Annotated in this window: 15 protein-coding genes and 1 riboswitch; of the genes, 6 read left to right on the top strand and 9 right to left on the bottom strand. The window is 70.4% G+C overall.

The window, feature by feature from the left end; all coding sequences use genetic code 11:
• Nucleotides 1-114 precede the first annotated feature (114 nt).
• Both E1295_RS12240 and E1295_RS12235 read left to right on the top strand, forming a co-directional pair.
• Entirely contained in the window at nucleotides 115-2,133 is a 2,019-nt protein-coding gene (locus E1295_RS12240) for a HelD family protein (protein WP_132630367.1), read from the top strand.
• Nucleotides 2,134-2,198: 65 nt separating this feature from the next.
• Nucleotides 2,199-2,729: a YbhB/YbcL family Raf kinase inhibitor-like protein gene (locus E1295_RS12235; protein ID WP_166427190.1), complete on the top strand. Its 531-nt coding sequence runs from the start codon at nucleotides 2,199-2,201 to the stop codon at nucleotides 2,727-2,729.
• Nucleotides 2,730-2,778: 49 nt separating this feature from the next.
• Here E1295_RS12235 and E1295_RS12230 read toward each other — a convergent pair whose 3' ends face one another.
• The 6 genes from E1295_RS12230 to E1295_RS12205 all read right to left on the bottom strand — a co-directional run bounded on the left by E1295_RS12230 (nucleotide 2,779) and on the right by E1295_RS12205 (nucleotide 7,882).
• Nucleotides 2,779-2,982 carry a hypothetical protein gene (locus E1295_RS12230; protein WP_132630366.1) on the bottom strand — a complete coding sequence of 68 codons (204 nt, stop codon included), beginning with the start codon at nucleotides 2,980-2,982 and terminating at the stop codon, nucleotides 2,779-2,781.
• Nucleotides 2,983-3,138: 156 nt separating this feature from the next.
• Nucleotides 3,139-4,767, bottom strand: a complete 1,629-nt coding sequence (gene groL / locus E1295_RS12225) for a chaperonin GroEL (protein ID WP_132630365.1) — start codon at nucleotides 4,765-4,767, stop codon at nucleotides 3,139-3,141.
• A 352-nt stretch (nucleotides 4,768-5,119) separates the two neighbouring features.
• Complete coding sequence (locus E1295_RS12220; RefSeq protein WP_106250594.1) at nucleotides 5,120-5,320, bottom strand: cold-shock protein; 201 nt, start codon at nucleotides 5,318-5,320, stop codon at nucleotides 5,120-5,122.
• 239 nt (nucleotides 5,321-5,559) lie between these two features.
• Nucleotides 5,560-5,835, bottom strand: coding sequence for a MoaD/ThiS family protein (locus tag E1295_RS12215; RefSeq protein ID WP_132331077.1), 276 nt, complete (start codon nucleotides 5,833-5,835; stop codon nucleotides 5,560-5,562).
• Between the two features lie 25 nt (nucleotides 5,836-5,860).
• The gene (gene thrC, locus E1295_RS12210; RefSeq protein WP_132630364.1) at nucleotides 5,861-7,093 is read right to left on the bottom strand and encodes a threonine synthase; all 1,233 of its coding nucleotides are present in this window, start codon (nucleotides 7,091-7,093) and stop codon (nucleotides 5,861-5,863) included.
• Nucleotides 7,094-7,106: 13 nt separating this feature from the next.
• Nucleotides 7,107-7,248: riboswitch (SAM riboswitch) on the bottom strand.
• A gap of 79 nt (nucleotides 7,249-7,327) precedes the next feature.
• On the bottom strand, nucleotides 7,328-7,882 hold the full coding sequence (locus tag E1295_RS12205; protein WP_132331073.1) for an RNA polymerase sigma factor: 555 nt from the start codon (nucleotides 7,880-7,882) through the stop codon (nucleotides 7,328-7,330).
• 178 nt (nucleotides 7,883-8,060) lie between these two features.
• On the opposite strand from E1295_RS12205, the gene E1295_RS12200 reads away from it, so the two are divergent.
• Nucleotides 8,061-9,485: an alpha,alpha-trehalose-phosphate synthase (UDP-forming) gene (locus tag E1295_RS12200; protein ID WP_132630363.1), complete on the top strand. Its 1,425-nt coding sequence runs from the start codon at nucleotides 8,061-8,063 to the stop codon at nucleotides 9,483-9,485.
• Between the two features lie 4 nt (nucleotides 9,486-9,489).
• Here E1295_RS12200 and E1295_RS12195 read toward each other — a convergent pair whose 3' ends face one another.
• From E1295_RS12195 to E1295_RS12185, 3 genes are read right to left on the bottom strand one after another with little or no spacing between them, the layout of a single operon-like run.
• On the bottom strand, nucleotides 9,490-10,065 hold the full coding sequence (locus E1295_RS12195; RefSeq protein ID WP_132630362.1) for a hypothetical protein: 576 nt from the start codon (nucleotides 10,063-10,065) through the stop codon (nucleotides 9,490-9,492).
• Between the two features lie 23 nt (nucleotides 10,066-10,088).
• Nucleotides 10,089-10,859: a trehalose-phosphatase gene (gene otsB / locus E1295_RS12190; RefSeq protein ID WP_166427189.1), complete on the bottom strand. Its 771-nt coding sequence runs from the start codon at nucleotides 10,857-10,859 to the stop codon at nucleotides 10,089-10,091.
• Nucleotides 10,860-10,898: 39 nt separating this feature from the next.
• Nucleotides 10,899-11,201 (bottom strand): DUF3263 domain-containing protein, encoded by a 303-nt coding sequence (locus E1295_RS12185; RefSeq protein WP_132331069.1) that lies wholly within the window; start codon nucleotides 11,199-11,201, stop codon nucleotides 10,899-10,901.
• 117 nt (nucleotides 11,202-11,318) lie between these two features.
• On the opposite strand from E1295_RS12185, the gene E1295_RS12180 reads away from it, so the two are divergent.
• The 3 genes from E1295_RS12180 (at nucleotide 11,319) to E1295_RS12170 (ending at nucleotide 13,949) form a co-directional block, all read left to right on the top strand.
• Complete coding sequence (locus E1295_RS12180) at nucleotides 11,319-12,125, top strand: SAM hydrolase/SAM-dependent halogenase family protein (RefSeq protein WP_132630361.1); 807 nt, start codon at nucleotides 11,319-11,321, stop codon at nucleotides 12,123-12,125.
• Between the two features lie 154 nt (nucleotides 12,126-12,279).
• Nucleotides 12,280-12,804, top strand: coding sequence for a hypothetical protein (locus E1295_RS12175; RefSeq protein WP_220448671.1), 525 nt, complete (start codon nucleotides 12,280-12,282; stop codon nucleotides 12,802-12,804).
• Nucleotides 12,801-13,949, top strand: a complete 1,149-nt coding sequence (locus E1295_RS12170) for a S8 family serine peptidase (protein ID WP_132630359.1) — start codon at nucleotides 12,801-12,803, stop codon at nucleotides 13,947-13,949. The genes E1295_RS12175 and E1295_RS12170 overlap by 4 nt, the downstream gene beginning before the upstream one ends.
• Nucleotides 13,950-13,963: the final 14 nt, after the last annotated feature.

Genomic DNA, 13,963 nt, shown 5'->3' with positions numbered 1-13,963 from the left:
GTACCCAGGCCGCGACGCGCTAAATGCTTTGGAAGCCGGGAATCGCGGCGACTAAACTGTCGGGTTCGCTGCCTTCAACCACCTCCGTCGTTCACCCCAGGGAGGCGCTTTCGCATGCCCGCACACCAACTGGCCCCCGACATACCCTCCGACGTGCTCGCCGCCGAGCAGGCTCACCTGGCCGAGTCCAGAGCCGCGCTCAAAGCCATGCGCGTCCACGCCCAGTCGCTCTCGTCCGACGCGGCCGGCGACTGGGTCTCGCAGCAGATCCTCCAGTCGCTGCTCGACCAGCGGGTGGCCGCGCTGGCCGACCATCCCGACACCCCGCTGTTCTTCGGCCGCCTCGACCGCGCCACCGCGCAGGACGACGACGAGCCCGACGCCCTGCCCGCCACGATCTACGTCGGGCGCCGCCACGTGCACGACGGCCACAGCCGGCCGCTGGTCATCGACTGGCGCGCGCCGGTGTCCCGCGCGTTCTACCAGGCCAGTCCCGCCGACCCCATGGGGATCGTGCGCCGGCGCCGCTTCGGCTACCACGGCGGGGCGCTGACCGCGTTCGAGGACGAACCGCTCGGCGAGGGCGTCGAGATCGGCCCGTCCAAGATCCTGACCCAGGAGATCGAACGCCCCCGCACCGGCCCGATGCGTGACATCGTCGCCACGATCCAGCCCGACCAGGACGAGATCGTGCGTTCCACCCTCGCCCAGACGGTGTGCGTGCAGGGCGCCCCCGGCACCGGGAAGACCGCGGTCGGCCTGCACCGCGCCGCCTACCTGCTGTTCACCCACCGCGAGCGGCTGGCCAGGTCGGGCGTGATGATCGTCGGCCCCAACCGGGCGTTCCTGTCCTACATCTCCTCGGTGCTGCCCGCGCTCGGCGAGGTCAAGGTCGATCAGACCACCGTGTCGGGCCTGCTCGGGGAGCACGCCGCGACCGAGGACCCGGCCGTGGCCGCGGTGAAGGGCGACGCCAGGATGGCGGCGGTGCTCGACCGGGCCCTCTGGCTGCACATCGTGAAACCGGAGGAGGGCCTCGTCTACACCAAGGGCGCCTACCGGCACCGGGTGGCCGACTACGAAGTACGCGAGATCGTGGCCTCCCTGCGCGGCACGACCCGTTACAACCCCGGCCGGGCGGCGCTGGCGCAGCGGCTGGCGCACATGGTCCTCGTACGCATGGAGCAGCGCGGCGAGTCGCCCGACGACCGGGTCCAGGACGCGGTGGCGCGTTCCAAGCCGGTGAAACAACTCGTGGACGCGGTCTGGCCCAAACTGACACCCGAACAGATTCTCCACCGTCTGCTGTCAGATTCCGAATTCCTGGCGCGGGCCGCTAAATCAGATTTGTCGCCCGAAGAGCAGGAATTGCTCCTGTGGCGGAAGCCGTACCGGAGCTGGAAGTCGGCCAAATGGTCGGCCGCCGACGCCGCCCTCCTCGACGAGCTGCGCGACCTGATGGAACGTACGCCGTCGCTCGGCCACCTGGTGGTCGACGAGGCCCAGGACCTGTCGGAGATGCAATTGCGCGCCCTCGGCCGCCGCTGCCGCAACGGCTCCGCCACGGTGCTCGGCGACCTCGCCCAGGGCACCACCCCGTGGTCGACCCGTTCGTGGACGTCGGTCCTCGGCCACCTGGGGCAGCCCGAGGGCGAGGTCACGGAGCTGACGCTCGGCTTCCGCGTGCCGAGGGAGGTCCTCGACTACGCGGCCCGCCTGCTGCCCTCGATCGCCCCGAGCCTGGCCGCCCCGCAGTCGCTGCGGCCGGGCGCGGGCTCGCTCACGGTGCGCGAGGGCGGCTCGGTCGCGCAGGCCGCCGAGGAGGCCCTGGCCAAGGAGGGCTCGATCGGCGTCATCGTCCCCGACGCGATGGTGGCCGTGGTCTCCGAGTCGCTCGACGGCCTGCCCCACGCCGTTCTCGACGCCGACTCGGCCGAGGAGCACCGCCTGCTGATCGTGCCCGCGACGCTCGCCAAGGGCCTGGAGTACGACCACGTCGTCGTGGTGGAGCCCGCCGACATCGTCGCGGCCGAGCCGCGCGGCCTGGCCAGGCTCTACGTGGTCCTGACCCGGGCGGTGACCTCGCTGACGGTCCTGCACGACAAGCCGCTGCCGCCACAGCTGGCGAGCTGACAGGGCGTCCGGCACGGCCGCTTCTAGGATGGCTGGGCAAGCAGCTCTCAACCTAGGAGGATGCCGTGCCAGCACCCCTTCCCCATGAACACCTGCCGTCGGTTCCCGCGCTCGTGGTCGAGAGCGACGACCTCCAGGACGGTGAGCGGCTCAACGACCTCCACGTCTTCAACGACTGGGGCATGACGGGCCAGAACCTCTCGCCCCACCTGCGCTGGTCCGGCGCTCCGGCCGAGACCCGCTCCTACGCCGTGACCTGCTTCGACCCCGATGCCCCCACGGGCAGCGGCTTCTGGCACTGGGTGCTGTTCGACGTCCCCACCTCGGTGAGCGAGCTGCCGACGGGCGCGGGCACGGCCCCGGAGTTCAAGGGCCTGCCGGCGGGCGCGGTGCACGCCCGCAACGACTACGGCAGCAAGGACTACGGCGGCGCCGCTCCGCCTCCCGGCGACCCGCACCGCTATGTCTTCACCGTGCACGCGCTGGGGGTCGACTCGCTCGGTCTCGGCAGCGACACCAGCCCGGCCGTGGTGGGCTTCAACATCACCGCCAACACGCTGGCCCGCGGCCACCTCATCCCCCACTACGGCGTCTGACGACGACGAAGGCGCCCCACCGCGTCGGTGGGGCGCCTTTCTGTGGGCTCTAGGGGCAGATCTCGTCGAGCGGCTGGAGGTTGCCGAGCAGCGGCACCCAACGCCGTAGCTCGCACAGCGGTGTCCCCTCGGTCACGGCGCCGCTGACGACGACCCCCGGTTCGTTGACGGCATGCGCGGGAACGGCCGTGAGGGTGACGGCGGCGAGACCGAGAACGGCGACGCTCAGCAGACGCTTGCTGCGGGAGAACATTTCTCTGCTCCTTCTGTGAGGTGAGGCGATGTGCAGACAACCCTTTCTCACTCGAAGTAGCAGTTCAATTGCGAAACGTAATGGCAGTGAAACGAAAACAAGAGCGGCCCGGAAAAACCGGGCCGCTCTTTTGGGGACGTGCGCCGCGAACAGGACCTAGAAGTCCATGTCGCCGCCGCCGGGCATGCCGGCGGGAGCGGCCGGGGTCTTCTCCGGCTTCTCGGCGATGACGGCCTCGGTGGTCAGGAAGAGCGCCGCGATCGAGGCGGCGTTCTGCAGCGCCGACCGCGTCACCTTGGCCGGGTCGAGAATGCCGGCGTCGAACATGTTGACGTATTCGCCCGACGCGGCGTTGAGGCCCTCACCCGGGGTGAGGTTGCGCACGCGCTCGACCACGACGCCGCCCTCGAGACCGGCGTTGACCGCGATCTGCTTGAGCGGCTCCTCCAGAGCCTTCTTCACGATCGCCGCGCCGGTGGCCTCGTCGCCGTTGAGCTCCAGCTTGTCGAACGCCTTGGCGCCGGCCTGCAGCAGCGCCACGCCACCACCGGGGACGATGCCCTCCTCGACGGCCGCCTTGGCGTTGCGCACGGCGTCCTCGATGCGGTGCTTGCGCTCCTTGAGCTCGACCTCGGTCGCCGCGCCCGCCTTGATGACGGCCACGCCGCCGGCCAGCTTGGCCAGCCGCTCCTGCAGCTTCTCGCGGTCGTAGTCGGAGTCGGTGCGCTCGATCTCGGCGCGGATCTCGTTGACCCGGCCGGAGATCTGCTCGGCGTCACCGGCGCCGTCGACGATCGTCGTCTCGTCCTTGGTCACGACCACCTTGCGGGCACGGCCCAGCAGGTCGAGGGTGGCGGTCTCGAGCTTGAGGCCGACCTCCTCGGCGATGACCTGACCGCCGGTCAGGATCGCGATGTCGTTGAGCATGGCCTTGCGGCGGTCGCCGAAGCCCGGGGCCTTGACGGCCACGGAGCGGAACAGGCCGCGGATCTTGTTGACCACCAGGGTCGCCAGGGCCTCGCCCTCGACGTCCTCGGCGATGATCAGCAGCGGCTTGCCGGACTGCACGACCTTGTCGAGCAGCGGCAGCAGGTCCTTGTTGGCGGAGACCTTGCCGTTGACGATCAGGATGTAGGGGTCTTCGAGCACGGCCTCCATGCGGTCGGAGTCGGTGACGAAGTACATCGACGTCATGCCCTTGTCGAAGCGCATGCCCTCGGTGAGCTCGAGCTCGAGGCCGAAGGTGTTGCTCTCCTCGACGGTGATGACGCCTTCCTTGCCGACCTTGTCCATCGCCTCGGCGATGAGCGCGCCGATCTCAGGGTCGGCGGCGGAGATGGAGGCGGTCGAAGCGATCTGCTCCTTGGTCTCCACGTCCTTGGCGAGCTTGGACAGCTCCTCGCTGACCCGCTCGACGGCCGACTCGATGCCCTTCTTCAGAGCCATCGGGTTGGCGCCCGCGGCCACGTTGCGCAGGCCCTCACGCACCAGCGCCTGGGCGAGCACGGTGGCGGTCGTGGTGCCGTCACCGGCGACGTCGTCGGTCTTCTTGGCGACCTCCTTGACCAGCTCCGCGCCGATCTTCTCCCACGCGTCCTCGAGCTCGATCTCCTTGGCGATGGACACACCATCGTTGGTGATCGTGGGAGCGCCCCACTTCTTCTCCAGCACGACGTTGCGCCCCTTGGGGCCCAGGGTCACCTTGACGGCGTCGGCGAGCTGGTTCATACCGCGCTCGAGACCGCGCCGGGCGTCCTCGTCAAACGCGATCATCTTGGCTGCCATAAGGCTAGACCTCCCAGATGCAGGGTGGCTTGTCGTGGACCGAGCCGACGCCCGCGACGGCATGGGTCAGCGTCTCCTTCGGCGGACCCCATCGCCCCGATCCTGTTGGCACTCTGCTGCACAGAGTGCCAACGAACTGTTTAGCACTCTACCCTGCCGAGTGCAAGCGAACTCACCTGCGGCCGATGCTTCCCCCCAGGTCAGTCGTCTGTCCGGCGAGCCGCCCCGTGGACGCACCGCTGGCCGCGGTTCGCGCACACGACTCGCCGTACCAGGGGTCGACGAAAGAAAGGTGGCGGTTCACACGGACTGCGCTGCCGCGCGATCCCGCCGGTGCAACCAGTGCGGTGAATCAGACCGTCCTGACGGACTCCGCCTGCGGCCCCTTCTGGCCCTGCGTGATCTCGAACTCGACGCGCTGTCCCTGTTCGAGAGAGCGGTACCCGTCCATCATGATCGCTGAGTAATGGACGAATACATCCTTACCACCGTCTACCGCGATGAAGCCGTAGCCCTTGTCCGCGTTGAACCATTTGACGGTGCCCTGCGCCACTTCCGACTCCTCTTACTGGGCTCCCAGATCTCGCCCATTCCTCCGCGAGACCTGTAATCGCCCGACTTAACAGAAAATCAGCCAGGCGATCGCCCTCGACCATACCTGTGGCAAGGGGTTGGGCAACAGAGTCAATCTGCAGACACCACATTTCTCCCATCGTTGGTTCAACGTTGAATTGCGGGGAAAGAAGAAGGCGCCCACAAGGGGCGCCTTCGCCGAAGTGTGATCTGCCGCACTCACCCGCCCGCGACGGCGGGGATGATGGAGATCTGGGTGCCCTCCGGCGCCGGAGTGTCCAACCCCTGGGCGAATCGGACGTCCTCTTCCCCCACATAAACGTTGACGAAACGTCGAATCTTGCCCGATTCATCCAGAATTCTCGCGCCGATACCCGGGTAGTCAGAGTCCAGCTTGGCCAGCACGTCACGAAGAGTCGCGCCCTCGCCACTGACTTCCGCGTTGCCCCCGGTGTAGGTGCGCAGAATGGTGGGAATCCGCACAGAAACGCTCATGGTTGAACTCGCCCTTTCGTGGTTGTCAGACAGTCGCGCGGAACGCGTCGAGAGAGGGCCGGATGACGGCCGTGGGCGCGGCGTCGCCGCTGATCGCGTCGAGCGTCTTGAGGCCGTCGCCGGTGTTCAGGACCACGGTCTCGGCCTCCGGGTCGAGCTGCCCGGTCTCGGTGAGCTTCTTCAGCACGCCCACCGTCACGCCGCCCGCGGTCTCGGCGAAGACGCCCTCCGTCGAGGCCAGGAGCTTGATGGCGGCCACGATCTCGTCGTCCGTGACGTCCTCGACGCCTCCACCGGTCCGCCGCGCGATGTCCAGCACGTACGGGCCGTCGGCGGGGTTGCCGATGGCCAGCGACTTGGCGATGGTGTCGGGCCGTACGGGCTGCACCACGTCGTGGCCGGCCTTGTAGGCGGTCGACACGGGCGAGCACCCGGCCGCCTGCGCCCCGAAAATCTTGTACGGGGTGTCCTCGACCAGCCCCAGCGCGACCAGCTCCTTGAAGCCCTTGTCGATCTTGGTGAGCTGCGAGCCCGAGGCGATGGGGACGATGATCTGCTCGGGCAGCCGCCACCCGAGCTGCTCGGCGATCTCGTACGCGAGCGTCTTGGAGCCCTCGGCGTAGTAGGGCCGCAGGTTGACGTTGACGAACCCCCACTTGTCGCCGAGCGGGTCGCCGATCAGTTCGGAGCAGAACCTGCTGACGTCGTCGTAGGTGCCCTCGATGCCGATCAGCCGGCCGCCGAAGACCCGGGCCATGGCGATCTTTGCCTGTTCGAGGTCGGCCGGGATGAACACGCACGCCTCCAGCCCGGCCCGCGCGGCGGCGGCCGTGACGGCGCCCGCGAGGTTGCCCGTGGAGGAGCAGGAGAGCGTGTGGAAGCCGAAGTTGCGGGCCGCCTCGACGGCCATGGCGACCACGCGGTCCTTGAAGGAGTGGGTGGGGTTGCCCGAGTCGTCCTTGACGTGCAGTGACCTGATGCCGAGCGCCCGCCCGAGGTTGCCGGCCCTGACCAGCTTGGTCCATCCGGGGTTCATGTTGGGCTTGTCGGCGACGTCGGCCGGCACGGGCAGCAGCGACCGGTAACGCCAGATGTTGGGGGGTCCCGACTCGATCGCCGCGCGGGTCACCGCGCCGAACTCGTAAGCCGCTTCGAGCGGCCCGAAACACTCCTGGCAGGCGAAGCTCGGGCCGAGCGGGTAGCGTGCGCCGCACTCGCGGCAGGACAGACCGACGGCGGGACCAAATTCGAGCGACATGAAGCGAGGCCTTCCCTCATCTTCGTCTACGGCCACCTTGACCACAGACCGGAATTGGCACCTTGTCCCGGTCGGCCTCGCCAGGTCGCGAGTCACAAGCCGGGAGGGTTGCCGGGGCTTCGCAGGGCCGGTCCCTCCACCCCTCTGGATGAGCAATATTCAGTTGTCGAATCGGACTCTACCCGCCCACGTGGCGGAAACATCCTTCCGTCTCACACTTTGAGACGCACGATCTCAGCGATAGTCCTCCCCCAGCACGCCCTGGACATATTTGCGCGCCTGGTGGATGCGCGACTTGGCGGTGCCCAGCGGGATGCCGAGCTGGTCGGCCACCTCGTTGTAGTCAAGCTGGACGATGTCGCGCAGGACCAGCGCCTGCGCCAGGTCCGGCTTGTCGGCCTCCAGCGCCTCCATGGCGTCGAGCAGGTCGAGCCGCGAGCCCGCGATTACGCTGACGCGCCGCACGTCGGGCTTCTGCATCGGCAGTTCGTCGGAGCTCTGCTCGGCCGCCCTGCGCTTGAGCGATCGGTACGTGGTCCGCGCGCAGTTGGCCGTCACGATGTGCAGCCAGGTGCTGAACCTGGCCCGTCCCTCGAAGCGCCCGATGTTGCGCGCCACCGCCAGCAGGGTGTCCTGGGAGGCCTCCTCGGCGTCCTGGTGGTAGGGCAGGATGCGGGCGCAATGACGCATCACATCGGGCTCGATCCGCCGCAGCAGCTCACCAAGAGCGCGGTGGTCTCCGGCCGCGGCCGAGCGGGCGAGTTCCTCGGTTAGCTCATCAAGCGCCATGCCTGGGATCCTAGGGTCATAGGGAGCCTTGTTGGCATCCTTCCTTTTCCGATGGGCCGTTCACCACGATGATCAGTGTGGTCCCGTCTGCACCGACCCGCCAGCCGGAAGGAGTCACCTTGAGGTCTCACACCAGCTCGCCGCCCTGCCGGCGGCCCGCGCGGCCGGAGCGGGCGCGGTGAACAACATCCTGGTGGCCTCCAACCGCGGCCCTGTCTCCTTCACCGTCTCCGACGACGGCGAGCTGACCGTGCGCCGCGGCGGGGGCGGCCTGGTGTCGGGATTGTCCGGCGTGGCCAAGGACGACGGAGTCCTGTGGGTCTGTGCGGCGTTGTCCGACGGTGACCGCAGCGCGGTGCGCCTGGCCCCCGGCGGCCGCATCGACCAGGCCGGCTACGACACCGGCCCGCTGCGCATGCTCGACATCCCGCCCGCCACCTTCCACCGCGCCTACAACGCCGTGGCCAACTCCACGCTGTGGTTCGTCAACCACCTGCTCTACGACATCCCCAACGCGCCCGTCTTCGGCACCAAGTTCGGGCGCGAGTGGGAGTCCTACCGCGACTACAACGGCGCGTTCGCGCTGGCCCTGGCCGAGGAGGCCGGCCACGAGGCCAGGGTGATGATCCAGGACTACCACCTCACGCTGACCCCGGCGATGCTCCGGGCCGAGCGGCCCGACCTGCGCATCGCCCACTTCAGCCACACGCCGTGGGCGCCGCCCGAATACTTCTCGCTGCTGCCCGACGAGGTGGCGACGGAGGTCCTGGAAGGCATCCTGGGGGCCGATCACGCCGGGTTCCTCACCGACAGGTGGGCGCAGTCGTTCATGGACTGCTGCGAGGCGCTGCTGGGCGCGGAGGCCGACCGCGTCGGGCGCAGCGTCACCCACGCCGGCAGGACGACCCGCATCGGCGTGCACAGCCTCGGCGTCGACGGCGCCGCCCTGTGGGAGCGGGCCTGCGAGCCCGACGTCGAGTCGCACATGACCGCGCTGAAGGAGCAGGTCGGCGACCGGAAGCTGATCGTCCGCATCGACCGCACCGAGCTGTCGAAGAACATCGTGCGCGGCCTGGTCGCCTACGGCGAGTTCCTCGGCGCCCACCCCGAGTGGCACGGGAAGGTCGTGCACCTGGCCTTCGCCTACCCGAGCCGGCACGACCTGCCCGAATATCGCGAATACACCGCGTCGGTGCAGCGCTGCGCCCAGCAGATCGAGGACGAATACGCCACGGAGGACTGGGACCCCCTCATACTCAACGTCAACGACGACTACCCGCGCTCGCTGGCCGCGTACCGGATGGCCGACGTGCTGCTGGTCAACCCCATCCGCGACGGCATGAACCTGGTGGCCAAGGAGGGCCCCGTGCTCTCGCCCCGGTGCGCGCTGGTGTTGTCGCGTGAGGCGGGCGCGGCGGCCGAGCTGGGGCCCCACGCGCTGCTCGTCAACCCCTACGACGTCAGCGGCACGGCCGCCGCCCTGCACGACGCGCTCGTCATGCCGGAGGAGGAGCGGCGGGCGCGCCGCGACAGGCTGCACGCGGCGGCCACCGCCCTGCCCCCGCCGAAGTGGCTGGCGGCCCAGCTCCACGCCCTGGACTGAGGGCTCAGCTCCAGCGGGCACGCTGGAGCACGCCGGACAGGCCCGGTGTGCTCCACTGGTCGACGACCAGCACCTTGGTCGTCGGCAGAAACCACTCGCGCTGCACGAAACGCGACCTCACCCGGCCGTTCGCGTACGAGACGCAGGCGGCCGCCCACTCGCGGTAGGCGGCCCGGTGGCCCGGCCCGACCTGGCGCAGGCCCTTCTTCCTCGCCGCGCCGAGCGTCTGCCCCCACTTGCTGTTGCGCGGGCAACGCTGCACGTCGGTGGCGGGGTAGAAGGCCGAGGCCCCGGTGTACGGCCTGAAGAGCTCATCGCCCTGCCGGATGGCCTTCGGTCCGAGGATCCAGAAGCTGTCGCACCCTGGAGTGCCGTAGCCGGCCTTGGGCGCGGCGCACTTCCCTGTCACCACGCGGGTCCAGCCGGGCTTGACCCGGTGGACCTTCCAGGCGGCGGGCAGCAGAAGGGTCAGGCCGCCCCTGAGCTTGAGCGGCCGCGTGGAGTCCGCCGCGGCGGGCAGCGGTGCGGCGAGTACGGTGGCCGCGACCGCGGCCGCGACGGCGAGATGGCGCTTCGACATGCGCCGACCATAGAAGCGACCGCTTAAGAACGGCTGAACGCGGCCGCCAGCTCGCCGAGCAGGGCCACGACCCCCTCGGGGCCGTCCACCACGATGTCGGCCCGCTCGGCCAGCGCCGTCACCTCGGCGGAGCCGCTGCACACGGTCACCCCGGGCAGGTTGGACGCCTCGACGGCGTCGAACGCGGTCAGGTCGCCGAGGTCGTCGCCGGCGAACAGGACGGACCTCGCGGCCCGCTCGGACAGGAACAGGCTGAGCGCCTGGCCCTTGTCCATGCCCGGCGGCCGCAGTTCGAGCACGTAGCGGCCGGGCTCGACCACCAGCCCGTGCTTCTCGGCCAGCTTGGCCAGCGGCTCGCGGAGCGTGGCGAGGGTGCCGTCGGGGTCGGGGCTGCGCCGGGTGTGCACGGCCACGGCGCGGCCCTTGTCCTCGACGGTCACGCCCTCGACGCCCAGCGAGTCGAGCAGCAACGGCAGCTCGGCCTCGGTGCGCGGCACGCCGGCGGGGGGCGGGGGCGCGGAGACGCGGCCGTGCTCCCAGCGTTCGAACCCGTAGTGTCCGAGCACGACCAGCCCCGGCACGTCGCTCAGCCCCGGCCCCAGTTCCAGCACGGTGGCCGGTGGCCTGCCGGTCACGATGACCACCGAGAGCACGTGGGCGCCCAGGTCGGCGAGGACCTCGGCCGCCTTCGGGTGGATCACGGCCTCGGCGGGATCGGGCACGATCGGCGACAGCGTGCCGTCGAAGTCGAGCCCGATCACGGCGCCCGCCGGATCGCTCAGAATCGCTTCCATTCCAGGGATGTTCCTCACGCGGCTGCCGTACCCAGCCGGTCAGGGGCGCATGCCAAGCCTTCTGGCCGCGCGGTCACGCTGACGGGTGGAGCGTAACCTGCGCAGCCTCTTGACCAGCATGGGGTCCTGCTCGAGCGCCTCGGGCCTGTCGATCAACTCGCCGAGCAGCTGGTAGTAGCGGGTGGCGGAGAACCCGAAGGTCTCCTTGATGGCCTGCTCCTTCGCGCCCGCGTGGCGCCACCACTGGCGTTCGAAGGCGAGGAGCTCATGATCGCGTTGTGAGAGTGGTTGCCGGCCGGACGGCTCCTGGGCAGCATTGTCACCGCTGAGCGGTGCTCCCATGGTGTCCTCCTCGGAAGGGGCGTGTGACGGTCACGTCGCACGCACACGGCCCGTGGCCATCGTAATGTGCGGCGCGCTGCTGTTCATGGCGGTTCGACAGACGTACAGTCACGAGATGTGACCTCAGTAATCACCCTGCTCACGGACTACGGGCTCGAGGACGGCTACGTGGCGGCCTGCCATGGCGTGATCGCCGGGATCGCCCCCGAGGCCAGGGTGATCGACGTGTGCCATCTGATCCCGGCGGGCGACGTACGGCGCGGCGCGGCCGTGCTCGCCCAGACCATCCCCTACCTGCCCGCGGGCGTCCACATCGCCGCGGTCGACCCGGGGGCGGGCGCGTCCAGGCGCGCGGTGGCCGTGGAGGCGGGCGGCCGGGTGTTCATCGGGCCCGACAACGGGCTGTTGTCTTGGGCCGTGCACGCCGTCGGCGGCGCTCGGACGGCCCACGAGATCAGCAACGAGGAGCACTTCCTGCGGCCGGTCTCGCCCACCTTCCCGGGGCGCGACGTGTTCGCGCCGGTCGCCGCCAAGGTCCACGGCGGGCTGAGCACGGCGGAGCTGGGGCCGCAGATCCCGGTCGACAGGCTGGTCTCGCTGCCGGAGCCGACCTCCCAGCTGCGTGAGGGCTCGGTCGAGGGCGAGGTCGTCTCGGTCGACCGCTACGGCAACACGCAGTTGTCGATCGCGGCGCGCGACCTGCAGGCGCTGGGCGTGCGGGTGGGCGACACGCTGGGGGTGCGGCTGGGGCGGCGGCAGCTCTCGCTGCCCTACCGGGAGACGTTCTCGGCGGTGCCGCCGGGTGAGCTGGTGGCGTTCGCGGACTCGGCGGGGCTGGTCGCGATCGCGGTGAACTGCGGGGACGCGGCGCAGCGGCTGGGGCTTCCGCCCGGCGCCCATGTCCGACTTTCTCCTCTTTCTTAGGGGCGAAAGCCACAGAACGGAATTACTCCGCGTATCGGTCTGTTTACTGAAGCGTCGGGTTGGCTCGGCGGTCGCGTGTCAGAATGCGGGTCAAACGTCCCCTCCCCCTCCCTTTGAGGTCGACGTGTACCAGCTTCCTGTTGTCCTGCTGTCGATGGTGTCCACGCTCCTTCCCGCCCCCGAGCCTCCCGTGCCCGACCACCATCCGGTGACCAGGGTCTTCCCCTTCGCCGTGCCGGGCGTCAGCCCGTCGGGGGCGCGGGTCACGTACGTGCTGGCCGGGGTCGCGCCCGAGGCCACGTGCCCGGCCGCGTTCCAGCCCTCGGCCGTGGGGCCCGGTTGCCGCACGGCCTTACGCGCGACGTACGCCGACAGCACCGGCACCTACGTCGCCACCGTGGGCATCGCCGTGCTCGACGGCCCGCAGCTCACCCCCTTCAGCGCCGGGCGGCCGGCGACCGTGCGGCCCGTGGCCTTCCCCGGAGGCCCGGCCGAGCGGTTCGGCGACCGCCAGTACGTCACCGGGGTGGTCCTGCGGCCCGGCGGGCGCTACGTGGTGGCGGCCGCCGCGGGCTACGCCGACGGGCGGGCGTACCAGCCGGGTGACGCGGTCGAGCCGCGGCTGGGCGCCGCCGCGGACCAGCTCGTCACGGCGCTGCACCGGGCGCTGACCCGATGAGCAGGCTCCTCGTGCCGGCCCTGGTGACAGCGCTGGCAGTGGGCACGGTGCTGGGCGCCGCCGCGCCGAGCGCCTCCGACGACGTCGGCCGGGTCGCGCGGGCCGGGCAGTGGCAGCTCGGCGCGTTGCGGCTGCCCCAGGCCTGGCGTACGAGCAAGGGCGCCGGCGTCGTCGTGGCCGTGCTCGACACGGGCGTCAACGCCCGCCACCCCGACCTGGCGGGCGCCGTGATCCAGGGGCCCGACCTGACCGGCGTGGACGCGAGCCCCCACCGGTGGGGACGCCACGGCACCGCCATGGCCAGCCTGATCGCCGGCCGCGGGCACGGCGACGAGCACGAGGGCGGCGTGCTCGGAGTGGCGCCGAAGGCCAAGGTGCTGTCCGTCAGGGTCACGCTGGACAACGGCGACCCACAGCGCGAGAAGCAACGTCACGGCGGGCGCAACGCGCTGGCCAGGGGCATCCGCTACGCGGCCGACCACGGCGCCGCGGTGATCAGCATGTCGCTCGGCGGCGGCAGCGGCTCATGGGAGGGCTCGGCCCCGGAGGAGGAGGCCGTCCAGTACGCGATCTCCAGGGGCGCCGTGCTCGTGGCCTCGTCGGGCAACGACGGCGCCTCCGGCAACAGGAAGAACTTCCCCGCCGCCTACCCCGGCGTGATCGCCGTCGGCGCCGTGAACCGGGGGCTCGCGGTGGCCGGGTTCTCCAACCGGCAGGACTACGTCTCCGTGGTCGCGCCGGGCACGGAGATCGTGACGGCCGACGAACGCGGCTCGTACGTGATCGGCGACGGCACCAGCTCGGCGGCGGCCCTGGTGGCGGGCGTCGCGGCCCTCGTCAGGTCGGCGCACCCGAGCCTGTCCCCCTACCACGTGCGGCGGGCCATCGAGCTCGGCACGAGGAAGCGGCCGGCCGACGGCCACAGCCGCGCCTACGGGCACGGGGTGGTCGACGCGGTGCGGGCGCTGCGGGCCGCCGCCCGGCTGGACATGCCCACGTCGGGGGCGGCGGCGCCGGAGCGGTACTTCTGCGGGGCGTCGCCGCCCTCCAGGGGGCCGGTCGTGGCGGGCATGGTGGTGCTGGTGGCGGCGATGTCGGCGCGGGTGCTGGTCACGCAGCGGCGGCGGCGGAGGGGTGTAACCTAGCAAGCGCTTGTGTG

It is taken from the genome of Nonomuraea mesophila, assembly GCF_004352805.1.
GTDB lineage: Bacteria > Actinomycetota > Actinomycetes > Streptosporangiales > Streptosporangiaceae > Nonomuraea > Nonomuraea longispora.
The sequence above is the reverse complement of the archived record's forward strand: the minus strand, read 5'-3'. Positions and strand labels throughout refer to the sequence as shown.